The sequence below is a fragment of the Thalassospira australica genome (genome assembly GCF_044790785.1).
GTDB lineage: Bacteria > Pseudomonadota > Alphaproteobacteria > Rhodospirillales > Thalassospiraceae > Thalassospira > Thalassospira australica_A.
In genome coordinates, this window is sequence record NZ_CP085258.1 from 209,142 (window position 1) to 233,302 (window position 24,161).

Here is a 24,161-nt window from a genome sequence, read left to right on the forward strand (position 1 = left end):
AGGCCGACGACCGTTAAGGCCGTCGGCAGTAACAGATAATCAAACTGAAATCTGGTTTGACTGGCTCTTTTGCTTTTTGGGCGAGATCTGCATTGATCGACCACGGCTGGTTGAAATACCCAGATCGGAAAGCTGTTGCCGGATCTCGCGCCGGAACAAATCGAAGCCGCGAGCAACATGCACATCGTTATGGTCGGTCAAGCCCTGTAACTGCTCATCTGCAGTAAGGGAAGGTTTGAGGATCTGCGCGTTTGATCGCTCGGCAGCCCGTTTGGCCGCTTCCAGTCCCGGGTTGTGACCGACTTTTTCGACTTTCAGGGGGTCATCATCGGCAGCAATAACAATTGGCCGGTCAGGATTTTGATTGCGCATGGTTTCGGCAATGACTGGAAGATTACCGCCATCAAAGGCAACGACAGTGGTAAACCCGGTCGCTGCATGCAGGCTTTTTGCCGTTGCATAACCTTCTGCGATAATCAGCGGAGTGTCTTTTTTACCCGGAATGATGTGCATCAGGCCAGCTTTGCGGCCATCCTTCAGATAACGTTTTGTTCCGTCCGGGGTGATGGTTTGAATGTTCTCGATGAAACCCTTCTCGTTGGTCATCGGCACGATCAGATTGCCAGATCGGTCAACGCGAAGAGTTTCCCCGGATACCTGTTTTTTCCTAAGATATGGATGATCGCTGGTCGCCTCGATGGCGTTCATGAAGGTTCCGTAGGCACGTTTGGCAACCTGCTGATACTGGAACTTCAGTTCTTGGGCCTGTTCGGCTTTTCTGGCAGCTGATTGAGCTTTGATCCGTTCCAGTTCTTCCGGATCGATCCTGGTACCCGTCGCCACCCACTTAACCGGCTCGGATGCTTTTTTGAAATTCATGATCTGGCCGGCCGGAATACCCTCAATAAAGCCGCGATAACTGCCGCTGGTTTGACCCTTCGCATCGCCAGCAACGGCAACGCGGTGCCATTTGCCGTCCATGCTTGGTAGGCCTTCAATCATCAGACCCTCTTTGCGGCAGGCATCGGCAAATTCCTGCTGTGGATCAATCTTGGTCTGGTTCTCTGCTACCTTCTGCTGCCATTTGGCAAACGGTTTCATGTCGGTGCCTTCATGAACGAACCATGCTTTATTATGCCGATCCCATCTGGCGCCGAGGCCTTTGGCCTCTCTTTTCTCGGAGTAGGGGACATTCAGATAGATCCGTTTCTTTTCGGGATCATGCCCTTTTGCATTTTCCACCATGACTTTTTCCTCCTCCCGACTGGATGCCATATGAGCCTGCAAAGAAGTCTGGGGATGTTCGTCTAGCGGCTTCGATAGTCGTTTCAGGAAATCGTCCTTGCGCTGGTCCGCAGAGATATACCAGTCTGGAACTGGAACAGAAGACTTGGAACCGGGGCCGTCCAGATCCCACAAGGCCGAAACCAGCTCGCGATGAAGCGGCGAGGCCGACGCTTCCGACTGCATTTGATCGAGCACCTTTTCCCTATGGGATGATCCATTTAGCCGCCGTTCGGGGGAAGCGGCATAGTGGGCGACCCAATCGATTTTACCGAATTGTTCAGCCAGGTGGGCAAATTCGGCAAATTCCTCAGCGTAACCCGGTACTGTCTCGGCGACGCTGCGCCAGTTGGCTCGCTCAGAAGATTGTCCGAGGAAACGAATAAGGTGATCCGTAGACAGGTCTGTTGCTAACAGCCGTTCCTTGAGTTGATCTGCTGTTAGCAGTCCTTTTTCGTTCCTCGAACCGGAAAGCACCAGCGCATCTTGCAGCTCCATCGCCCAAAGGGTCGGGTGCGCATCAGGATATTTTTCAAACATGCCATCAACGGCCTGCTGTCGTCTTGCAGCTTCCCTTTCACCGTAAGACGCGCCGAACGACATTGATTGATTTTCAGCCATTTCCTGTCGTTGTTCTTTGACAGGGGTAAGGGAGAGGCGTTTTTCCGGTTCCATGATCCAGGTGCGAATGTTTTCTGCATCTCGTGCCGCCTGAAACAGAATGTTGCGATCCTCTTTGATCGCTGCCATCCAGTTTTTCACGTAGGGGGCATGGCGTTCCGGGTAATGTCCAAGGCCCAATTCCGTTGTCAGCATGAAACTGGCGATTTCTGCCCGGAGTTCTTCACGGGCATAGGTTTCAGACCCGAACGGCCCGAATTCCCGGGCCATGCGAGATTGATGGCCAGTCGAATGTCCGCCCTCATGTAGTGCTGTGGCGTAATATTCGTACTGACCTTTGAACCAGCCTTTTGGCGGCATGTGGATTTCATCGCTACCTGGTTGGTAAAAGGCGCGATCGCGCTGATCATGGTGGATCGGCACTCCCAACTGAGAAAGTGCCTGTTCGGCCCGTTCCACCGGGTTGAAATCGGGTTCCATGCCGACATAGGGAGCCAAACCATCAATCTGCGTGCCATTGAAAACGACAGCGTGAAAGACCTTCGGTCGATCCAACTTGAATTCGCGATACCGTTGTTTGCCCTCAGGATCGAGAACCGGGTTGCCTGCTTCATCTTTAATCGGCTGGCGTTCAGACCACTGCCAGTATTCGATCTGAGTACCTTTTTCCCCTTTACGCACCTGATATCCGTTGGCTTGTGCCTGGCGATATGTCACCCAACGCGGATCTGCATAACCGCGAGATTCAAGCCAGATCTGGTTGATCCCGCGATAGGCTTTGCCAGTGGAGGGATTAAAGGAAGGCTCGCGGACATTTCCGGGCTCCCAGGGCTTTTGCCAGGGGGCTGTACCGCGTTCCATTTGCTCAATTAGGGATTCTACGACCTGATCGCGAAAGTTCGGTTTAGCCATGGCCCTTTACCTCCTCGATCGCGGTCGGATCTTCGCCGTCGAAATGGCTATCAAGTGCATCATCAAGCGACAGCGCCGGCTCATCGATCGCGCCCATCGCTTCGGCGACATCCGGATCGACAGAAACCGGGCCAAGATCGCTTGTGGCCGAAACTGCGCGCGATGCGAGCTTGAGAAATTCGTTGTCGGTCACGCGGGCATTCGCGCCCGTATTTTGTTCAGGCTGCTTCATGGGATTTCTCCATCATTGGCGAACTGTTCTGATTGACGGGATGTGGATGCATTTCAGGAGGCGGCATCTGCGAACGCCGGTTCAGCTCTTTATCAAGGAAATAAAGGCTTTGAGTGCCGTGGATGGGTGGTGAACCGGCCACGAAAATAAGCGCATCACCAGGACGAGGCTTTTTGCCCTCGGTATCGATTACCGGCAGGCGCATGCATTCGTCAGGTGTCAGCAATGGACGTGACGTTTCCTGGATGTTGTCGGAGTTTGACCCGCCAAACTGTCCGGACTTTCCGGATTGCGAACGACGTTTCTGAACGATCGTCGCCCGACCGGTCATTTCCGAGATCAGCTTGGCGGTTTCCAGCTTGTTCGGGGTGAAGGCAATCCGCACCTTGGAGTTTGCCATCAGGGATTCATCCTTGCCGTAGCATTTATGTAGTTGCTCGACATTCTGGAAGATCATGTATGCCCGGATGCCGTAACCGGCCATGAAGGCCAGGGACTCTTCGAGGATTTCCATTTTTCCCCATGCCGCCAGCTCGTCGAGCATGAGAAGCAATGGATGCTTGAAGCTGGCCGCAAGACTTTCTGTCTGGCGACGCAGGAAAAGGTTCAGCATGATCCGGATCAATGGCCGCAAACGGTCTTTGTCGGACGGACTGACAACAAGAAAGAGCGCCATCGGCCGGTCGCCATTCATCAGATCGGAAAGCCGGAAATCGCTTACGGCGGTGTTTCTCGCAACGATCGGATCGGCAAAAACCGTCAACTGCGTTTTAGCGTTGGAATGAACACCTGATCGCTCTTGCGGAGCCTTGATCGCCATGCTGTTTGCGCCACGACGGACTTCCTTGTTCACGTGCGCGAGGCCGTGGTCGTAATCGGCCATCGCTTCGAGGATCTTCACAAAGTTGTCCTGGGCAGACATCTGATCGTCGGGAGCTTCTTCAGAAGCCCCTTCGCGGGCGGCTTCAATCGCATCGACCGGTGGTTTAACGGTCGAAATACCGGAAAGAAACGTGTTCACATCGTCAAAACAGGCGATGCGTTTTTCTTCCTTTTTAACCTTGTAAAGAACATGCAGAAGGACGACCGAGAGCCAGCCAAAGCCCTCTTCGCGCCAGTAATTTCCGGCCATGCCTTTGCCGTCAGGATCGATGATCATTGCTGCGATATTCTGGCAATCCGCAATATCGCGTTCCGTCTCAATGCGGACTTCTGCCAGCGGATTGAATCTCGACGATCCGCTGATTGCGGCCGGTTCGAACTTTTCAACACGGATGCCGAAGAACTTCAGCCATCCGGAGGTTTTCATGAAGTTCTCGCCTTTAATGTCCAGGGTAAGGCTGGAATGCACCCAGGTGAGCAGGGTGGCGATAATCAGCGAGACGCCTTTACCGGTTCGGGTCGCAGCCCAGACCAGAACATGTTCGGGGCCCTTATGTCGGAGGACGCGGATCTTGCCGCGCCAGTTGCGAACCGCCCCGACAATGACGGAATCACCGTCTTTGCGAAACAGGCGGGCTTTGCGAATGTCCTTCATGGTCGCCCATCTGGCCGAGCCATGCAGTTCGTTTCCTCTACGGGAGCCGGCAACGGTGTCGTTTCTGGCCTTGGACATGAGAATGCCAACAACGATCATCAGCAGCACGCCCCCGATGGCCGTATAAAATGCCGGATAGAGCATTTCTTTAGGCAATCCGGCCGGGTGAATAGCCGCAGCTCCGAGCCATTTCCACCACGCCGGGTTTCTCGGATCGAAACCCACTTCGAAATGCCAGAGGCCGATAACGCCGGCAATCATGCCAAGAAGGATGACGACAAGGAAAAAGTGACCGAGACGCTGGCTCATGCCGCCCTCCCGTCTTTGAGGATGAAGTTGTCGTTTCGCGGCTGCCAGATATCGGTGATGCGCCGGAAACCGTCCTGATCGCGTTTGATTTGGACAACCAGATCAACCATTTCCGTGAGGAATTCGGGGATACGATCCATCTTCATCCCGGCCCAGGCGATGTTCTGATCGAACTTGCGATGGATTGCGTGTTTCGGATTGGTCGAATGGATCGTGAAGCTGACACCGGTTGCGCCGGCATTCAGCGTGCCCAGAACGGCAAAGGCATTCTTGGTGCTGATTTCCCCGAACGGCACACGATCCGGGGTAATGCGGTTGACGTGATCGAACAGAACACGCCAGTCAACCATGCCACTATTGTTATCGCTCTCACGCGCTGCAAGCAGTCCGTTGCCGTCCCAGAAGCGATCGAGGAACAGTTCCATTGTGTCCTCAAGCGCGATAACGCGGACAAAGTCCGCTACCGACGACAGCAGAAGATTGAGCAGGGTGGTTTTGCCAGTGTTCGTTCCTCCCGAAATGGCAATGTTCCATCCCTTGATCATCGCTTCGATCAGCAGATCCTTGATCTCGCTTTCGCACTCGATGTTTCGGCGCTCCATGGCGTCATCAAGGAAATCGCGATTACCCTTTTGGGTTGCCGCGATCAGCTGATCCCATGTCGGTGTGAAAGGGTGTTTACAACGAATTGCGAGGCTCAGGCCCGATCGGACAGAGGGTCCGACCAGGCATTCAAAGCGATGTCCTTCATCCAGTGCCGTTGAAAGGATCGGGTTGGTATCGGCATTGAAATTAAGGCCGCGCCCATTCGAGAGGCTTTTGCACAGCTTCTCGATGGCAGACTGAGTCAGTTCCGGATCTTCGATCAGCTGTTTGCCTTCACCGCGTCGGTCGACGACGATCTTGCCCGGCCCATTGAGCCGGACTTCGACCGTTTTCGGGTCGTCATAGTATTTCGCGAGCGGTGCGACGATACGCTTGTAGATCGGATTGATTGGGGAGATGGCGTTCATTACATCCACCCCCACGATCCTGCGCAGTTGTCTTTCGCTGACTGTGTGACGGTCGGGTAAGATGGATAGGTGTCCTGGTAGACAGGGTAATAACCTTGCACCATACCGGAGCCCTTCCTGATAGGGGGATTATAGACCCCTTGGTATGATGGGAGCGTGTTCGCAACCTTACAGGTATTTGTGGCAGTTCCCCCCACCTGCTGACCATCTTCACGAATGACGGTTTTGGTCGCCTCAGAATCACGCCACGCACAATGATTTGGTGAAGTTTTAGTTCCACTTCGATTTTGCGTGTGTTGATCTGAACCTTGTCCGGGGTAACTGTAGTTGTAGTTCACTGAGCTCTTTCCACACGGAGCATAGCTGGTGCTTCCGTTATCCGGGTACTTCCATCTGCTGGTAGATCCAGACGCCCATTTGATATCTACGGTGCATTTATTGCCGAGACTAAGGGGCTCAGCCTCACCGATCACGACCTTATGAAGGCTCTCGTCCGGACGGCGATAGGTTTCGACTTCATCTCGCTCGTCAAACCTCGTGCATCCCTCATAGAAGGTTTCGCCGTTTACAGCGGGACCCGTACCAACATAAGTGTATGGAATTTGCGGATCACCGGGCAGAACCTGCGAGGTCAGGACGTTGTACCGGCCAGTCGGGGTGGGAACGCCTTCGATATAGACGGTTACAAGCCGGTAAGCGAAAAGCTGGGCATCATGCGGTTGCCAGCCTGTCAGTTCCTGCTGATGCTGATAGATGACACCGTTGTCCTGGCACTCCGTCACCGGTTCCTGTTTTCCATCGAGCAGATAATAGAAACGTTCCTGCCCGATGCTCTGGCTGGCGCTGATATTATGGTTCCATTTGGACGGATCTTCGCAGCCGGCCGTGGTTGACTGGATATCCTTGGCGGAAGTGTCCGGTGTGCAGGGTGTGCGATAGAGCTCGAAGCCGTTGACATTGATCATCACCCGGCTTTGCAGTGTTACCTTGCCGCTTTCCCGGTTGATGATCGGCTCGCAAACCTGATCGCCATTGGCGGTCTTGTAAATCGTGCTGTGCGGATATTCTTCGTCGTTATCCTGGCAGGAGGTGTCCCAATCCTGACCATCCAGCGTGTAGATATATTTTGAGCGGCCAAAGGACTTGTTCGCAAGAAAGTCATCGCGAATGTCGCAGCCTTCGGTCGTTTCGACCAACGGCACAGGTTCGACTTCGATTGAAGCTGCACAATCGGCAACCGGGACGACTTTGCCGTTATGGTTGGTGTAAACCAGCTTGCCTTGCGGCACAGCCTGAAGGTTGACGTAATCGAGATAGACATTGCAGGCATTGCGATCTTCAACAATGTCATAGATTTTTTCTGCGTTCGGCTGGCAGTCCCCGATTTCTTCCCGATTGCCGCCGCCGTCCGTGTAATAATATATGAACTGTGCGGTTGCTTTCATCGTCTCGGTATTTTCGTCGTAAGAGCAAACGGCGTAAGATTGGTTGATCTTGAAACGCTCTGAACCATCGGCACACTCGCCGTATTCTGGCGTACCGTCAGTTGTCGTCACGACGCGGGTTTGCTGGATCGCTTGAAGCTGATCAAGATCAACCCGAATTTCGCATCCTTCCGTCGTGATGTTCGAGCTGATGATGGCTTCCTTGCCGACATCCAGTGTGCTTGGGGTGCTATATCCCGAGGCATCCGGATTGGAACCGGCATTGCTACCGACACCGCCAGAGGACGCGCCAACACCGGAATCAGCAATCTCTTCCTCTTTTTCTTCCTTAACTTCCTCTTCCTGCAGGGACGCGAGGCGTTCGAGAGCTGCTTTTAGTTCCGCCTGATTACCCTCAACCGAAATCGGCAAAGAGGGATCGAGCGAGGGCTGTTCAATATCGAACTGTGCAACAAAGTTGTCGGAGTTAAGTGCCTCGACACGACTGTTCTTCTCGACACTTGAAAGCACCAGCTGACCGATCTTCATGTCGTCAACTGAGACAAAACGTGCATAGGCGTTCGCAGTTACGCCTTCCGTAAGGTTTTTGGAAACACCTGGAACATTGACAAGCCCGAGATCGAGCGCAACCGGTTCATTTTCCGGAAGTTCCGTGACCTGTTTGGTTCTGGTGATGATTTTCACCTTTTGAACCAGGGCATCCATGTCGCTGCCGGCTTCATTTGCCCCGGGCTGATCGACCGGGGTGGAGACTGCAACTGCAGTTTCCGAATTGTTGTCATCAATCGACTGCGCCACCTGTGCGGATGCCGGCAGAACCAGACATGACGACAACAAAAGCAAAGCTAAAAATTTGCTTTTCATGACGTTACTCCACTTCTTGGATGTACCAGTCCGTTGCCGGACGGATTTGAAGGCGTGTGCCTTGGGGAATGGTGATGATTGGTTTGAGGTCGAGGGTCCGCTCAAGCATGTCGGCCGTAATTTCCCCAAACTTGGTCGAGAGTTCTTCAGATGCTTTTTCGGCGGCCGCTGTTGCGACTTCACCGTCGGCATCTTCTGTCTTCGTGCTGGCGGCGGCATATCGGACGGCCGTGGAAATACCGGTCAACAGGAAGGCATTGCCGTAACGCTGCCAAAACCGGTTATCGACTTCGCCTGCGACACCGAGCCAGCCCTGCTGGTTCGTCACGTTTGAGCCGATATTGAGGATTTCCGCCCGATGACCTGCCATCAGGATACGTTCGCAGTTAATGCCGATCTGGCTGCTGCCCATATCCTCCGGTGCCATGAAGGTGCAGACCAGCCGCGAGCCTTTGGGGACAAGGTTCATGCGGCCGTGATAGCCGAAGACATCGCGGGTGGTTTGCAGAATGACCGATCCCGGTTCACCGGCACCGACCTGTGTATTGATCCCGGTTTCCAGCTGGACGGGAATGTAACGATCCTGGGTAATTTTCCGGGTGTTATCCACGGGCAGGGTCGAGGTTTTGCGGGCTCCGCCATAATCTTCAGGGGGCGTATCGAGCTTTTTGAGATCGAGCGGATCAGGCGCGGGAGCAGATATTTCAGGCATTTTGCCAACGAGCGGATTGCTTGATGATCCTGTATCTGTCCAGGCAGCAAAGGTTGGTAAGTTGCCGGCATAAACCGGCCGTGCCCATGCTGCCTCCAACGCCAGCCGATAAGGATCAGGCGGAGGAGGCGGCGCAGGCTCCACTTCCAGCACGGGCTCCGGTTCCGGCTTCGGAGCAGGCGGCGGTGCCGGTGGGGCAGGCGGTGCTTCCTGCCGTATGATAACAGGAGGAAAGCGCGGTGCTGTCGGTTCCGGGGCAGGGGGCGGCGGTGCAGGCAAAGCCCACGCGCTTTCGTCATCTGGCGGCAATGTAGGTGCCGGCACAGTATCTACCGGTTCGGCACAGGCTCCGCCAAAGGTCAGTCCGACAATGAGGGCGATATCGCAAAAGGCGCTCATGCCTTTATGCCCCCATATATTCAATGCACATGAATTTGAACCCGCTCTTGAGCGTGATCAGTTTCTGTGTGCTTTCGACGATGAAGGTCTGGCCCTGTACCCGTGTATTGACCAGTTCGTCAAATTCATCGACCACCACATAGGCCGTCGGCAGTTCCAGATCCTTCCACTTGTCGCCGAACTTTATGTAAGTCATTTCATCGTCTCTGAAGACCGTAACCGGTTCCAGTTCGTCATGACCCCAAAGCTTGTATTGCCCCCATCCGCGAAGACTGTCGGGATTGAACCTGGCTTCGGCAACAAAGTCGCCCTCAGGCGTGCCCGGGTTGGTGTTGACGAGGCCGTCAATGGCATCTTCGACATGGGAGGAAGCGGGCAGATCCATCTTCGGAACTGAAACAGTATTTTCACCATACTTATTTGGTACTGTTTCGGTATCGGTATCGTTTCCCATCGGCACTTCGAGCGGTGTATCGATTTGCACCGATCCGGCGATCCTGACGACAAGATCGGGAATGTTGTGGGAGTTCACTCCTTCGGCACGGAGATAGAACGGATAAACCCGGCCGGATTGCCCATAGACGACAAGCGACGTGTCATATCCATAGCTTGCTGGTCTGACGGCAAGCCTTCTGTCACCCCGGCGCTCGATGGACCAGCTCACTTTATCACCGATATCGGTGCGGTCGATTTTCTCGCCACGCGGCAATTCAAGGATAGTGACGACATATTCACGGGTGCGAACCTTATAGGTGCAGTCCTCGCACAGATCCGTCACATAGACGGCATCGCCATCTTCTGCATAATCCCATGCTTCCTGAACTTGCCCTGATGTGCGCGGCCGGATCAAAGGACCGAAATTGCCTTCAGCCTGATCCCGAGCCTGATCCACGATTGATTGAGGGACCGGCATCGCATGTTGGCCTGTTTGTGGAACGTTGTTGCTGCCTGCTGTCGTCGTGCCGGTGCTGCTTTCAGAGAAAGGTGCCTGATTTGGCATTGGTGGCCGACCGGATGGCGTTTGCGCACTGGCCGAGTGGATGACAAACAGAACGACATACCCGAGAAAGAGCAGGGTGCCGATGACATGAATGGTAATACGGAGGGCTTTCGGGAGCCTCATGGAACATCCCCTTAATGCTTCTGAGTTGCCTGAAAAATCGGGTTTGCGACGGGTGGATACGTTCATCATGAACTGCCCCTGGTTCGCAAAATCATGTCCGTGACAGTGACCCCGAAAGGATTGATGTATTTGTTTTCGAGCGTGACGGTTTTGGGGCTTGTGACCATTGAGAGGTAAGCCCTTAAGTGGACCGGCTCGCCGATCTGGCGGCCGTCACGTCGATCGATGCGCGTGAAGTCGATCGCAAACTTGTAATCGCCCGTCAGGCTTGCGACCTTGTTTGAGCTTTCGATGATGATTTCCCGATCAAGCCCGTCTTTGATGGCATCGGCGATTTTCCCGCTTTTGATCCATTCATCATGGAAATCCTGCCATTCTGAACGTTCTGTCATGCGGGAGATTTCCTGCATGCGTTCTTTCTGTGTTACCGGATCAATCTCAAGGCGGGCTTTGACATACCGCCGTGCCTTGCCTTCCAGCTCCACGTCAAAGGCATTGACGTCTTCGACAACCGGCTTGATCTGGAAGCGAACAACGTCTTCGTTCGCCGGAATGATCCAGAACGGTACCTTTTCCTTGAGAGGGACCATTTCGGCGATAACGCTCACCAGCACGACGATCGATGCCAGCTGCGCGATATTCATGCCGGCCGACATCCGAAGCATCCAGGCAAGCCGTCTGTGCGCTGCCTGAAATGAAAACGGATCGGAAGCGACGGCCATTCCGTGCCGGCCATTGGTGGCGGGAATGAGCTGGTCCGCTTTCTTGTCTGCTACCTGGTTGTTTTTCTGTTCAAGATATGCGGCCCTTCTGTCGCGCATATTCTCAAGCAGCTTGCCTAACCAACCCATTCAAAGCCTCCGCTGTTGAAAGGGATCGGTTCGCAAACACAGGGGCTTTTTTTCATTTCGTCGGTGCCGGTGCCCTCTTTGGGCATCTCGACTTCTTTGCCGGTCACGGCACAGCCAGCGAGGAGAACGACAGCGGAAAAAACAATGATCAGACGTTTCATTTGCTTTCTCCTTCGATAGAGGGGAAAGCAGATCGAGCTACAGCTATTTTTTCGGGGTGCTTCGATACTTTGGTTGAGAAAGGAAAACGGCTGAAGAAGGTTACAAAAGCGCCAATATAAATGACCCAGATCGTCGTCAGCAGGACAACAACCTGATACGCGCCGGTTCGCATTTGCTCGGGCGAACTTGATCCCAGATCCCGGAAGATTGAGATTCCGCTATCCGAGGTAAAATAGACCACAAAGAGAAAACCGGCACCAATGGGGCCACAGGTGGCGGCCAGATAGGAGTTGCTAATCCTCAGAACAAATCGCAGCCAATTGGCAATTTCGGGGAGGATGAAATGACGCACATTTTTGAGCAGAGCTTTCTTATCCAAATTCATCATTTGGCACCTATGTCGTTGGTTTTGTCAGGGGATGATGCGACGCCGGATTTCCCGGGCAGGATCGCAAACAGAAATCGAATGCCGGTCCAGATGGAGGCGGCAAAGAACAGGAGAAGAAGCCCCTGCCTTGTGAGTTGCGCTTGGTCGCGAATTTCGAGTTTGAAGAACGCTTTGAAGAAAAGCAGTGTCGCTTCCGGCTCTGCCAAGAGGCTCAAAAGCGCCAGATAAATCACGATCAGGCCTAATCGCTTCAAACTGGAATGAAGGGATTTCGCCAACTGCGATGCCAAGGCGAAAAGGTCGATCTTATCCACGGTCTACCCCTCCTCTGCGAAGGGCATCCATGTATTTCCCCATGTCGCCCATGGACGAAACACTGCGCAAATCACCGAAGAAGGATGATTTGGCGTCGCCCATCATGTTCGGATTGTTCCGGCTGGCCTGCATCGCGTCTGACCAGTTGCTTGCGCCACCCTCAAGCTTGTCTGTGAATTTCATTGCGGCCTGAGCTGCAGGCGGCAGAAACGGCTTGACCTTGTTTGCAAGACCGAATGCAGCGCCCATTGTTCCTCCGACAATCGCGGCGGCGGCCGTGTTGGTGAATTGCGATTGGGCGATTGAGTTGGCGATCGCCGTGGCTTCGGTAACGAAGATGATCCCCATGTATCCGACCAACACAGCGGTAAAGCCTGCGCTAGTGAAAAAGGTTCCCATTGTGATGCCATCGACTTTGGACATGTCGATCACCGAAACCGAGAACAGGCAAAAACCGATCGCGATTGTGGCGCCATAGAGCACCATGCCAGCCGCCATCAGAGCTTTAAGACTTGCCCACACCATGCCACGCGCCCAGCCGAAGCCGACAGCAAGCAATAGGAAGGGGGACATCCCGGACAGCACCATCACCCGGAATAGTGTGACTAGGACCTGACTGAGATAGACAAGGATCAGAATGAGCCAGACCAACATGATCAAGAGCCCCGCGAGCGGTCCTGTCAGATTGCCCAGCGAGAAGGACATATAGATTTCCTTGCCCATATCCATGACAGCAAGGAAACCGTTTTCGGTCGCATACAGGAGGCGAACAATCCCGAGATATTCGTCTCCAACTTCCTTATCGTTTTCAGTTTTATATGTCTGGATAACTTTGCTGGCTGCATTTGGTGAAGTGAGCTTAAAGAGGGTGGTATTGTTATCTTCGCCCTTTAGCGGGACCGAACTATCGCCACCCGTATTCCGAGCTGCATCCATGACCAGAGACGATGCACCGCTGATGGTATTGATACCGGTTTTATAAACCTGCGTTACCACTCCGGACTGGCCTGCAAGTAAACCGCCTGCTAGAATCACAAAGAACAACTCATGACCGAAATTGATCAGATCGAGCTTGCCCATGACGATTTTCAGGCCGGATATCGAAACCCATAAACCGGTGACAGCCGCAAAGATCACTAGCATTGAGGGGTTCAGTGCTTCAGCCAAGCCGGTCACGAACATTTCGGAGTTCTGGGCGAAAGTCAGGGCGATTGTGCAGGTAGGACAACTATCCATTTTGGCCCTCCTGATTTTGGGAGGAGGAGCTGCAAATGCGGGTCCTCTGCCGCTTGACGAGAGATCGAGACCGAATGGTCCTGACCGGTTTTTTGACTATGATCGGGCTGTTGGGTTCTGGACCGAAGTTGAGACTCTGCCTGCCTTGGAAAAGGCTTGGGAACGTTGCGAAAACAATGAAGCTTTCGCGCACTGGAATAATGTCTGGTTGATTGAGCGTGGGAGACACCAGTCCTGGGCGCTGAAAAAGCGTGCCAATGGACAAGAAGCTGTTTGGACGGCTTGGGAAAAGCGCCATGCTAACTTTGTGTATGACTACGTTCTCGAACACTACGGTCCAGAAGGTATGGCGCTGGTCAAAGGTGATCTTGAGACCGTACAATATTGTCACGATCTTCTTCGCACCTATGAAACTTGGCATTACACATACAAGGCAGCAAAGAGAAACCCCGCTCACGGAGCCGGAGTTTATGAATACGAATACAACAACATTTCCGAACCCTTTAACGGTTGGGATCGTCACTGCTTTCAAATGAGAGGGCCTAAAGGCATTAACAAAGACGAATGCAACGATTTGCCCGACTGGCGCACCCCGGAAGAGGTTGCAAAATACGATGCAGGGTTGGTGAACAACCAGATCGCCAGAGCAAAATCGGCGCGGCAAACCGAGGAACAGCGTGCGACAAGCCGCAAGGTTGTTGAGGATTATCTCGCAAGCCATGGTGACAGCCTGTCGGATGTTGACCGTGAAGCACTCAAGGCCGCCATCGAATAAATGCAGTAAACCCGTTTTGATCGGAAGGGGCATCATTCTTCTGACCCTTCCGGTTCGTTGCCTGCTGCATTCTCGCCACCGGACATCGCTTCGTCCCATGTCGCATGCTGTGGCATGAATTTCATCAGCATGGCCGCCTGAATGCGCAGAAGCTGTGCGTTTTGCTGCTGGATGGCAGTCTGCTGGCGACTTTGATGCAGCAAGATCTTGTTCATTGCTGCCATGTGCTCTTTCACATCTTCTGCGGCATCGGCCTCAGCCTCGATTTCATCGGCGGTTTTCTGGTTATCCTCTACCTGGGCGATAACCTGGTCAGATTGAGCCAATCCGGTATTGATGGCTTCAAAGACAACCGCGTTCTGGCGCTGGATAACCTGTTCGCGCGCAGTATCGCGGGCACGGGTATAGGCCCTGTTTGCTTCAGGTGAAGCATCGGGATTTTTCCAGTCTGCCGGACCACTGCCGCCCCAACTTCCGCCATCGGGTATAGACCAGTCTTCAGGGCCGTTCCCTTCATCGAAAGTCCAGCTATCCGGGTCGTTGGGATCGAACCAAAGGGCTTCGCGATAAAAGGCACGACGGGCGCAAATGCTCTCCCAATCAAGCTCGTCGAGGCTCAAACCGGGCATCAGGCCACTCAGGTCCGGAAGAAGGCACCGGGCGTCTTTGGAAATCTGTTGGGCAAGTCGGGCAAGGTTGACAATCGGCATGGTGACACGCCCCATTTTGCCGATCGCATTTACCTGGTCCTGAGCCGTTCGCGACAGCTTGCCCAGGATCTCCGTTTGCTCCATTAGCTGATCAAGCTGCTTCTGCAGGCTGTTGAACTGTTCGGTGAGCTTGGCAAAGGACGTCGCGTCGAAAACCGGATATGTCGCAAGTGCCACGGATGGCGCGAATATCAGGGTACCAGCAACGATCAGCGACTGAAGGCGGGAGCGGGTTAAAGATGGCTTGGCCATGCATTCCCCCATTTCTGTTTGAGAGCCGCCAGCTCGGCATTGGCCTGTGGGCCGCTCTTGTAAAATCGGCGGGACTTACCGAGTGGCGTCAGATCCACATCTGCGATGACGCTTTCCTCGTATCCTGTGGTCTCGTCGCGTTTGATGATCAGGACACGCCTGTCATTTTTCCTGCGGCTGCGTGTGCGACCCTGAACAAAGAGCATTTGCTCAGCGTTCAGATTGAAGGGGCGCAAGCTTTCTTCTGTGACCTTCGAATTCGGGAAGAAGATGAAAACGGCCGTGTTTTCAATAATTGCTTCGTAACCCTCGGATTTTGTGAGGGCCGCAGGGTCCTGGAAGATCATGCCGCAAATACCGCCAAGCTTGCGGTATTCACGCCACATCACTTCGCTGAGGTTCCTGAAGCCAAGATTTTGGCGCAGTCTGGCCGCTTCCTCGATGGTCATCACAAACCCGTCACCCTGGCCGGCAACCGACTTTGCAATCGCTTGGGAAATGTGCGCTACAACCGGCCCGCCAAGGGACGGATCGGCCAACGCCTCGTTCATATTGAGGCCGACCATGTGGGATTGGTTCAGAACACCACCGAGACTGTCCCGAGGAGCGTTGAAAATATGACTGCGAAGGCCCTTGTTGCCCTTGTCGTCAACAACCCATTGGGCAAAGGCTTCGCGTAGGGCCGAGCGGCGAGCGAATGCGTAAGGGTAGATGGCATTGATCGTTCGTTCAGGCGGCTCAAGCGCAAAGGTCAATTCAACGGCATGATCAAGGTCGCGGATGTCTTCCTTGTCGAGATCGATACCTGCAATCGACTTGAGAATATGCCTGACACGTTCCCTGTTTCCGGGTGTGTCTTCGCCAACATCCAGCGGGTTCAGAGCAAGGCCGTCATAGGCCTGATAAAGCCCACCCATTGCTTCGATCATATACCGTGAGCCTTCCTGTGAATCGAACAGGTAGGAACGCACATTCGGGAACTTTGCCAGCCCGCCAAGCAGGTGCATCATCAGAGTGGATTTGCCACTGCCGGCCGGAGCGAAAACCAGAAAGTTGCCAAGCGTGAGCGGCTTGTTCACGACATGGAACTGGAATGCATAGGTTTGACCGCTGGGGGTGGCAAACCAGCGCACGGGGGCAGGGCCAAGCGGGCTTTCCAGCATACCGGTTGCGGAATGCGGGAAGGCCCATATCGCTGCAATATTCTGATCGCGAAGATCAAGACTTGCCATCATCCGCCCGCCTGGGGGCAGCAAGCCACCCTTACCCGGTTTGGGCAGGCGGAAGAACCAGCAGGCAGGCGCACCGGCTGTCTGGATGGAATAACCGATACGCTGATCACCGAGAATGACGGCAATTTGTTGGATCAGAAGATCGAGCGCTTCTGCGGTTTCGGCGCGTGCAATAATACAGAATTGCGATGCAAACAGTCCGACATTGCCTGATGCGAGATACTTGATAAGAGCGTCTGTTTCCTTCGCTGCCGCCGGGTTGCCGAACCACGTGCTTTCTTCAGATTTTTGCCGACGCTTGAAAAACATTGTGGCCTGATCGCGTCCCCAGGGCTCGCAGACCTGACTGATTTCAATGTCACCCTCCAAGGTCAGGATTTCTCCCATAAACCGGGCAGAGATTTGCTCGGGCCAATGGGTGACCGTGATGATCTTCTGGAATTTTTGCTGCGGAACATTCGTCGTGATTGTGCCGCTAATCTTGTCAAACGAGATATCGGAGGCAGGCAGGCCACCCGAAATATTGCGGCTGGCAGACGGCAGATCATGACGGTATTCCCCGCACACCAGACCATTCAGGAAACCGGTTAGCGGGCAAGCTTCGTCATTTGTTTCGGCTTTGCGCAGGACCGAAGGACGATAGGGGGCGAGCAATGCATCTATCTTTTCTTCGGCTTCACCAAGCGGGCGCATTTCCGAAGCAGAGAGCATCAGGTACCAGTCGATAAAATAACTGGCCTTGAACCGTTCGGCCTCAGCTTTACCGATCTCTTCCAAAACAGCGTTGGGCCATGTTGCCTGATTGCTAATCTGGCGCTGGCGTTTGACCCCTATGAAGCGGATGGCAACACCGGTTTTGCCGAGTTCCATGATCAGATCAGAGCGACCATGCATCATCGTGTTCTGCTCGACATCAATCCGAGCGTCGTAGCTGGTGCCTTCGATATGCCATACCCGGGAAACGGAACCGTCCTTGTTCCGGATGGTGACATCGTCAATCAGATCGATGCAATCGAGTTCAAGCTCATCCTGTAACCAGTCTTGCTGCAGGTCGCCGAGCATCAGTTTGCGGGTGGCCGGCACAGCAAGGCCGGCACCCATCAAAGATATCATTCCGGTGGAGATAACCTCGGGCCAAATCATTTTGATTGACCTCCGGCTGACAGGACAGAGAGCTTCCCTTTGCGTTTGACCCAGAAACGCGGGGCAAGGAGAAGCTGTTTGTCAAAGAATGGGTCGTTACGATAACGACGAACGAGAAAAAGCCAGCTGCCAACGATCCCGATTGCTCCACATGGAATTGCAAGCGCCAGTGATCGTGCGATCAACGGGATTACAAGGGCTGAAACTCCAAACGTGGCCGAGACGAAGAGCAACCTTAAAGGAAGGCCCGCGATGGTCATTTCATGCTGAATGTGGGTCTGGACGAGGCTTGCGGCTTTCATGGCTACCTCGCATTATTCGATGAATGATAGAAGACCGTCGGCCATCAAAGGGCCGGCAACTGCGATAATTCCGCCAATCACGCGGATAAATGCTTGTTTAGGGTCCATTTGACCTGTGAGAGCCCCCCAGCCGCCCCAAAACATTAGGCCCAAGCCGAGCATTACAGCGACAATCGCCCCGACACCTTCTGAAATCAGGTTCAGCCCGTCGACGATCCAGCTGTACCACTTCTTGTCGGAGCCACCTGCGCCCCCCTCGCCACCAAGGTCCACGCCCTCCTGGGCTAACGCCTGTTGAGCAAGGATAAAGGTGAGCAGAACATTGCTGGTGACAGCTCCGATGAATGATTTGATTTTCATTAGATCCTCGTCTGTATTTGAATTCGTCAATTAGCGGGCGGCCGCAAAAAGCAGGCCGACGTTGAAAACGACGGCAATCAGGTTGACGGCAGTGATTATCGATAGGTACAGAAGGTTTTTCCTGAACTTGCCCGTAGCGCGATCCGCCTGACGGGCGGCCTCGTTCATGGCTTCAACACGCTCGCGAACGACATCGCCAATTGCTTCATTTTTGAAGGTCTTGATTGAAACATCGACATCGCGCGTGAACGTGTCGGCAGCGGCCTGCACTGCTTCGGACAGAGCTCGACGTTCCCGTTCGTTATGTCGCTCTTGCTGGTCAAGCCCGACACGCAGCATTGTGAAAACCAGCAGGATAGGATCGTCTTCACCGACCGTTACCCCATGCTGTTTCCAGAGAAATGTGCGCAGTTCATCGATTGTCTCGATGCTGTTTGGAAGCGGCGGCATATCGTCGAGAGCAGACATCAGAGCATCGCCTCTTCCATGATGTTGAAGAGGGTGCCCCACGTTGTTCTGAGGCGCTGCTTTTGCATGATCTTGAAGTCGGGAGACGCAATAGCTTCCTCGAAAGACAACCGCGCCTGTGTCATCTGTTTGATGTCAAAGCCGTAGGTGGATTGGCGGAGTTCGGGAAGCCGGACGAGACTGTGATAACGGTCCTTGTTTTTCTTAAAGAGGGCCGTCTGCTCGAAGCCTTCCGGCTCCATACCCGGGCGATTTCTTTCCACCCGGCCATAGACGAATTCGTTGATCCAGACGACTACGGGAACATCAGGAAGGTGAACCAGAACCTCAGCCAGTCCCCTTAATGTGTCATCCAGTGCTTGCCCGCCTACCAGCACACAATGCAACCTGACTTCGTGACCGGCTTCACGCAGCATTGAAAGAACCTGAGATTCCAGAAGGTAAGACAGAAGGGGCAGGAATGTGCTGGCACCATTATCGATATTGGCGGCAGCGTTTTCGGGAAGTGCTACGATGTCTTCGATCAAATAATCGAAATAGCGCGGGTTAATTTCGTCGTCCCGATCCCCAAGCTTCACAGCTTTCACCGGAAAAGCCTTGTAACCGGCAAGCGTCTGATTGACCGGGTCGGTATCGAAACCCTGAACTTCGATCTGGCGCTTGGCGTAATACTGCATCAACAGGCTGTTGATGAAGGACTTGCCGACGCCACCCTTGCCCTGAAGAGTGATGTTAATCAACGCCATCAGAGATAACTCCGTCTGAAATGATGATTTTGATGCCGAGCGAACTGGCGAGCTTGAAAAGCTTTGCGCCTTCAAGTTCGCCGGTACCGTTTTCGAAATTGCGATAGGTTCTTTCAGACACACCAATCAGGCTGGCGGTCTTGAGCTGAGACATGCCAAGCGCTTTGCGCTGTTCGTGGATACGACGATGGAAAACGAGATATTCGGCTTGCCAGTTCATTCGACCTCCATCGGCCGAACCGGCTCTACCAGTATTTCGAGCTGATCAAGCGGTAACGGGAGATCGGGAAGATCGAACTCTTCAATCTCTCCGTATGCCGGAAACGATATTTGGGAAGAATCCTCAGCAAGCAATCCGTTACCCAACCACTGGGCGAGAAGCACACCAATAAAACTTCCAAGAACACAGCCGATAAAACGTGTAAGGAAGGGCGGCCAGCCAGTTTCGCTAGCAGGCAAATTCGGGACGCTAATTTCTGCACCGGAGTGTTCGGGGTTCTCATGCGGCCAAGGTTGTTCAATCTTGCCTGGCGCGAAAGCTGCCAAATAAACATTCGCTTGTGCAAGTTCGTCGAGAAGCTGAAGTAGCAGCCCAAGAGCCCACCCATCACGAATTCGGTCGTCTGCTATCTTCTCCCATTCATCCGGGCAGAATGGGTAATTCAGCGATACATGAAGGTAAGCCAGTGAACGTGTCAGGGCTTCGCGTTGTTCTTCAGTGAGATCAAGCGTTTCGCCACCGATAACGAATTGCAGGCCGATATCTCTTGCGCTCTCGGCAAGGCGATGAAGCGTTTGTTTGGTGATGTTGAACTGGTGAAATTGAGAGATCGCCGAAATCAAGGCAGGATCGACAATGTCGACAGCTATCCTGTGTTCGGCATTCGCATTGCTTTGAGAGGTCATCAATTTGCACCCGCCCCTGACACTTGGTCATCTTCAAAGGCTGGTGAAGTCTGATCTTTCTTGCCCGTCGTTTCAGCATAGTCGCAGACTAGGCTGTCAGTGCGAGGATCCAACTTGAGTTCGTCAGGTTGAAGTGCAAGCGGCTTCTCTTGCTGAACCGCGATGACCCGGCATGTGACTAGGCCGACAGGCAATTGTGGATTGGGCTCGAACATCAATCCGTTACGACCAGACGGCCATTTTTCAACATCATATACCAGCCACCCTGCAAACGCAGATGGGCTCCCCAAGATGCCTGCGAACAATCCTGCGACGACTAAGCGTTTCATTGACTTCCCCTAAATTTCTGTCCTTGACGCCTGAAGCCCGACCCGGCTTCACCGGGTAACGGGCGTAGGTGTTTGGGTGGTGTTGCTTCACCAGACCGCACCCGAAGCACGGCGGTGATTGACTTGATGGGAAGGCGGATCGTTGCCGCAGGAGGTAACCATTCTGGTCATTGCTCGGCCTCATTCGGTTGTGGGTCGTCGTCCCAGATTTGCATGCGCCCTGTCTCAACCCGGCCTTCAATGGCGGATGTATCGGAGGCTTTGCCTGAGACAGGGGGAGCACTTTGCAAAACACCCAAAGGCGTATGTGCAGGCAATTGTTTGACTGCTTTGCCGGCATTAATCAGGGGAGGTTTGGGAGACGCGCTGGACGAAAGGGTGTCGAACCAGGAATAGAAGGATCGCTGGGACATGGTAATGCGACCTGCTGAACGCAGATCGAGGTAAATCCGGTTTCTGGATTTACCTTTCTGATGCTCACCGAATATCTCATCGCGCAGGGCGATGAACTCGATTTTTGCCTGTCCCCAAGCAGCCTGCATAGACTTCCCCATCATGCATCGTTCGGTCATTAACGACTTGACAAGGAAGAGAAAGATATGATCCCAATCTATCACGGGTTAGCGATCTACTGGCTCTATTGAGCTAAAATCTGCAAATCCCGTGGAAGTGAATCAAACATCGGCGATTGTCCCCGCAACCAAACGATCAAACCCCGCCATTCGGCGGGGTTTTGTCGTTTTGGCTTCGGGGATGACGGATGTTGAACCCGCAAACAGGCCAATGCCTGTTTGCCAGGTTCTTTGCGGAGCCCATCGGGCGGAGCTGAGCGAGCAGCGCGAGCGCTAATCCTCTCCCCGCAACCAAATAAAAAAGGCGGTCCCTTACGGGGCCGCTTTTTTTATTTGATCACGTGAACAGCCTTTAAACCTCTGATCTTCCTGCGTTATGGGCCTGTGCTCATAACTTGAAGGCTGAAGACGTATAGAAAACGTGCCAGTGGCACGTTTTTAGTCTGAAGGTTGAGCACGGCGGAGCCGCGCGCAGACTGCGGAGGTTCCACCCCCCCAAAAAAACTGGCAGAAATCCGCTCCCATATCTTTTTTCAAAAAAAGTTCTTGATTTGTTCTTTTGTTTATGGCATAAAGGAAAAATCAACGGGAGAAATGCACCCGGACCGAAACCCGCGAGGCCTTGAGCTTCGCGGGTTTTTGCGTTTGGGGCCGGATGAAAGAGGGTATCAGGATGATGCGGCAAAGATACGGACTGAGACAGAGACGGGGGCCGGGCGGCGGGGTGACCCGCAGGATATGGGGCGGCGGATGGCGGAGCCGTTACGGCGGGATTCTGCCCAAGGACTAAGGCAGCGGACTAAGGGGACTGACCCGGTCATTTGTCATGACGGGAGAGGTGCGTCTTGTTGGAAAAGGAGCGTTGAATTTGCCGGGAGCGGCAGCGATGGCAGCAGCGGGCAGCGGTGATCTGTGACCCGTCGATGGTGGACCATTGGGGGTCGTGCGCCCGAAGTGTGTCCGGACCTCGGCGGTTAGCGGAAAGTGCCGCCGTTGCCGAAAGTGACCGGAGCGGGTAGTGGGCCCGAAGGCCGTTGGAGAGTGAGGATAGCAGACGCCCGAGATGCGTCCGGGCTTCATCGGTTGCGGGAAATGCCGTGATGGCCGGAGGTGATGGGAGCGGGCGGTGAGCCCGAAGGTCGTCCGTCGGTGAGGATGGAAGACGCCCGAAGTGTGTCAGGGATCCATCGGTTGCAGGAAGTGTCGCAGTGGCCGGGAGTGACCGGAGCGTGCGGTGAGTCCGAGGTCGTCTGCTGGCGAGGATGGCAGACGTCCGAGGTGTGTCTAGGCTTCATCGGTTGCCGGAAGAGTCGCCTTGGCCGGGAGTGACCGGAGCGAGGGGTGAGCCTGAAGGTCGTCTGTTGGCGAGGCTGGTGGAGGCCTGAGGTTTGTCTGGGCTTCATCGGTTGCCGGAAATGTCGCCATGGCCGGGAGTGATCGGAGTGGGTCGTGGGCCGAGATTGCCTGCTGGTGAAGCTGGTGGAGGCCTGCGGTTTGTGTCCGGCGTCTGTGGTTGCCGGAGGAAGTTCGGTTTGGGGTGGAGCCCTCTGCCGTTGCATCCGTCACCATCTGGCGGCTGTTCCGATTGTCACGTGTTTCGGATGGAGCACTGGATTTTACGATGCCTTTGCCGTCAAACGGGATCGCGCCACGGATAGCGCCTTTCGCGAGAAACGGATCGAATGTATCAAGGGGGCTGATCTGGCATCCTTTGGCTGTACCCCGAAGATACAGCCAAAGTGATCTTTATGCGCGGTCGGGAATAAGAAACCAGCCGGCGTTAGCCGGTGTTATGCGTTGATCCGGTGCGGATGCATCAGACCCTTATGCCGAACAGTTTTTCCGCATTGCGGAACGCAATTTTTTCCTTGGCCTCCCGGGGCAGATCGACTGCGCGAAACCAGTCGGTGCCCTGCTTCATGTCGGCAAACGGATAATCGGTTCCAAACATCACGCGGTCCACGCTGATGTATCTCAGCAAAAGATGAAGCAGTTCATCCTGGAAAAATGCGCTGGTCGTGTACCAGAAATTGTCATTGAAATATTGGCCGATAGGCTTGTTGAGTGAGCCTTCGGTCACATCGCCCAAATCCCCGACGATACGCTCGTAGTAGAATGGAAGGCCCTCTCCCATGTGGCCGATGATCATCTGCAGTTTGGGGAATCTGTCGAACGTTCCGGTCATGATCAGTCGAAGGCATTGCGTAAGCACCTCCTGATGCCAACCATATCCCGAACCACTGAGAATGTAGTCCTGATACTCGTCATTATATCCGGGCCGCGTAATGCGGTAGTAAATGTCGAAGACTTCCTTGGGCGGGAAACCCGGATGCAGGTATATCGGCACACCCAGTGCCTCGGCACGGGCCAGAAGGGGCTCGAAATCGGGATGGTCGAGAAACTTTTTGCCAATGAAGCCATTGGTCATGGCCCCGACAAAGCCATCTTCGCGAACGGCGCGTTCCAGTTCGTCTGCTGATGCCGCCGGGTCCTGCAGCGGCAGGGTTGCATAGGCCCGGAACCGCCCCGGATAGGTGACCATCGGGCCCGTGGCAATCATCCTGTTGAGGCGATAGGCAAAATCGATGCCTTCCTGACCCGCAAGATCCTGCACGCCCGGCGTATGTGCGGAGAGGATCTGAACATTGATCCCCGCCTGATCCATGGCACCGATGCGGCCAGGGCCGAGCTCGGCAAGACCGGTTTCCCTGAGGTATTCCACGTGATCATCGTTAATCGCGTTGAGCGCGATCAGTTCGTCGGTGGTATAGGTTTCTTCGGTGGCAATAAAGGGCAGGTCCTGGTCTCGCAACGCGATGACCGAAGACGTCTCTGTCGCGGCCGCGCGGGAGATCATGGCAGGTGCGGCCAATCCGGCACCAACACCAAGTGCCGCCGCGCCACCCAGAAAGCTGCGGCGTCCGATTGCGAGGCTATGTTGGGGTTTTTCGGTCGGTTTCATG

At 54.2% G+C, this 24,161-nt stretch carries 24 protein-coding genes; 1 reads left to right on the top strand and 23 read right to left on the bottom strand.

Annotated features, from left to right (window positions below; genetic code table 11):
* Window positions 1-39: 39 nt before the first annotated feature.
* The 12 genes from LG297_RS00965 to LG297_RS01020 form a co-directional block, all read right to left on the bottom strand.
* On the bottom strand, window positions 40-2,817 hold the full coding sequence (locus LG297_RS00965) for a zincin-like metallopeptidase domain-containing protein (RefSeq protein WP_404424234.1): 2,778 nt from the start codon (window positions 2,815-2,817) through the stop codon (window positions 40-42).
* Window positions 2,810-3,049 carry a hypothetical protein gene (locus LG297_RS00970; RefSeq protein ID WP_404424236.1) on the bottom strand — a complete coding sequence of 80 codons (240 nt, stop codon included), beginning with the start codon at window positions 3,047-3,049 and terminating at the stop codon, window positions 2,810-2,812. Before LG297_RS00970 ends, LG297_RS00965 begins: the two co-directional genes overlap by 8 nt.
* Window positions 3,036-4,895: a type IV secretory system conjugative DNA transfer family protein gene (locus LG297_RS00975; RefSeq protein WP_404424238.1), complete on the bottom strand. Its 1,860-nt coding sequence runs from the start codon at window positions 4,893-4,895 to the stop codon at window positions 3,036-3,038. The genes LG297_RS00970 and LG297_RS00975 overlap by 14 nt, the downstream gene beginning before the upstream one ends.
* The gene (locus tag LG297_RS00980) at window positions 4,892-5,908 is read right to left on the bottom strand and encodes an ATPase, T2SS/T4P/T4SS family (protein ID WP_404424240.1); all 1,017 of its coding nucleotides are present in this window, start codon (window positions 5,906-5,908) and stop codon (window positions 4,892-4,894) included. Before LG297_RS00980 ends, LG297_RS00975 begins: the two co-directional genes overlap by 4 nt.
* On the bottom strand, window positions 5,908-8,217 hold the full coding sequence (locus tag LG297_RS00985) for a hypothetical protein (protein WP_404424242.1): 2,310 nt from the start codon (window positions 8,215-8,217) through the stop codon (window positions 5,908-5,910). The genes LG297_RS00980 and LG297_RS00985 overlap by 1 nt, the downstream gene beginning before the upstream one ends.
* 4 nt (window positions 8,218-8,221) lie before the next feature.
* Window positions 8,222-9,328: a TrbI/VirB10 family protein gene (locus LG297_RS00990; protein ID WP_404424244.1), complete on the bottom strand. Its 1,107-nt coding sequence runs from the start codon at window positions 9,326-9,328 to the stop codon at window positions 8,222-8,224.
* Window positions 9,329-9,332: 4 nt separating this feature from the next.
* Complete coding sequence (locus LG297_RS00995) at window positions 9,333-10,451, bottom strand: TrbG/VirB9 family P-type conjugative transfer protein (RefSeq protein ID WP_404424246.1); 1,119 nt, start codon at window positions 10,449-10,451, stop codon at window positions 9,333-9,335.
* Between the two features lie 65 nt (window positions 10,452-10,516).
* A complete protein-coding gene (locus LG297_RS01000; protein ID WP_404424248.1) occupies window positions 10,517-11,095 on the bottom strand; it encodes a type IV secretion system protein in 579 nt (192 codons plus the stop codon).
* A 194-nt stretch (window positions 11,096-11,289) separates the two neighbouring features.
* Entirely contained in the window at window positions 11,290-11,463 is a 174-nt protein-coding gene (locus tag LG297_RS01005) for a lipoprotein (RefSeq protein WP_181850517.1), read from the bottom strand.
* Entirely contained in the window at window positions 11,460-11,852 is a 393-nt protein-coding gene (locus tag LG297_RS01010; protein WP_404424250.1) for a hypothetical protein, read from the bottom strand. Before LG297_RS01010 ends, LG297_RS01005 begins: the two co-directional genes overlap by 4 nt.
* The gene (locus tag LG297_RS01015; RefSeq protein WP_404424252.1) at window positions 11,849-12,166 is read right to left on the bottom strand and encodes a hypothetical protein; all 318 of its coding nucleotides are present in this window, start codon (window positions 12,164-12,166) and stop codon (window positions 11,849-11,851) included. Before LG297_RS01015 ends, LG297_RS01010 begins: the two co-directional genes overlap by 4 nt.
* On the bottom strand, window positions 12,159-13,247 hold the full coding sequence (locus tag LG297_RS01020; RefSeq protein ID WP_404424254.1) for a hypothetical protein: 1,089 nt from the start codon (window positions 13,245-13,247) through the stop codon (window positions 12,159-12,161). Before LG297_RS01020 ends, LG297_RS01015 begins: the two co-directional genes overlap by 8 nt.
* On the opposite strand from LG297_RS01020, the gene LG297_RS01025 reads away from it, so the two are divergent.
* Window positions 13,246-14,178 (top strand): hypothetical protein, encoded by a 933-nt coding sequence (locus LG297_RS01025; protein ID WP_404424256.1) that lies wholly within the window; start codon window positions 13,246-13,248, stop codon window positions 14,176-14,178. The two genes, LG297_RS01020 and LG297_RS01025, sit on opposite strands and share 2 nt — an antisense overlap.
* A 32-nt stretch (window positions 14,179-14,210) precedes the next feature.
* Here the strand turns inward: LG297_RS01025 and LG297_RS01030 are convergent, their stop codons facing one another.
* The 11 genes from LG297_RS01030 to LG297_RS01080 all read right to left on the bottom strand — a co-directional run bounded on the left by LG297_RS01030 (window position 14,211) and on the right by LG297_RS01080 (window position 24,160).
* Complete coding sequence (locus LG297_RS01030; protein WP_404424258.1) at window positions 14,211-15,140, bottom strand: hypothetical protein; 930 nt, start codon at window positions 15,138-15,140, stop codon at window positions 14,211-14,213.
* Entirely contained in the window at window positions 15,122-17,473 is a 2,352-nt protein-coding gene (locus tag LG297_RS01035) for a VirB4 family type IV secretion system protein (protein ID WP_404424260.1), read from the bottom strand. Before LG297_RS01035 ends, LG297_RS01030 begins: the two co-directional genes overlap by 19 nt.
* 38 nt (window positions 17,474-17,511) lie before the next feature.
* Entirely contained in the window at window positions 17,512-17,817 is a 306-nt protein-coding gene (locus LG297_RS01040; protein WP_404424262.1) for a hypothetical protein, read from the bottom strand.
* Window positions 17,818-17,829: 12 nt separating this feature from the next.
* Complete coding sequence (locus tag LG297_RS01045) at window positions 17,830-18,177, bottom strand: hypothetical protein (RefSeq protein ID WP_404424264.1); 348 nt, start codon at window positions 18,175-18,177, stop codon at window positions 17,830-17,832.
* 30 nt (window positions 18,178-18,207) lie between these two features.
* A complete protein-coding gene (locus LG297_RS01050) occupies window positions 18,208-18,645 on the bottom strand; it encodes a hypothetical protein (protein WP_404424266.1) in 438 nt (145 codons plus the stop codon).
* Window positions 18,645-19,391, bottom strand: a complete 747-nt coding sequence (locus tag LG297_RS01055; RefSeq protein ID WP_404424268.1) for a conjugal transfer protein TraL — start codon at window positions 19,389-19,391, stop codon at window positions 18,645-18,647. The genes LG297_RS01050 and LG297_RS01055 overlap by 1 nt, the downstream gene beginning before the upstream one ends.
* Entirely contained in the window at window positions 19,378-19,611 is a 234-nt protein-coding gene (locus LG297_RS01060) for a helix-turn-helix domain-containing protein (RefSeq protein WP_404424270.1), read from the bottom strand. The genes LG297_RS01055 and LG297_RS01060 overlap by 14 nt, the downstream gene beginning before the upstream one ends.
* Window positions 19,608-20,297, bottom strand: coding sequence for a hypothetical protein (locus LG297_RS01065; protein WP_404424272.1), 690 nt, complete (start codon window positions 20,295-20,297; stop codon window positions 19,608-19,610). The genes LG297_RS01060 and LG297_RS01065 overlap by 4 nt, the downstream gene beginning before the upstream one ends.
* Window positions 20,297-20,626 (bottom strand): hypothetical protein, encoded by a 330-nt coding sequence (locus LG297_RS01070; protein WP_404424274.1) that lies wholly within the window; start codon window positions 20,624-20,626, stop codon window positions 20,297-20,299. Before LG297_RS01070 ends, LG297_RS01065 begins: the two co-directional genes overlap by 1 nt.
* Window positions 20,627-20,793: 167 nt before the next feature.
* Window positions 20,794-21,168: a hypothetical protein gene (locus tag LG297_RS01075; protein WP_404424276.1), complete on the bottom strand. Its 375-nt coding sequence runs from the start codon at window positions 21,166-21,168 to the stop codon at window positions 20,794-20,796.
* 1,846 nt (window positions 21,169-23,014) lie between these two features.
* On the bottom strand, window positions 23,015-24,160 hold the full coding sequence (locus LG297_RS01080) for an amidohydrolase family protein (RefSeq protein WP_404424278.1): 1,146 nt from the start codon (window positions 24,158-24,160) through the stop codon (window positions 23,015-23,017).
* Window position 24,161: the final 1 nt, after the last annotated feature.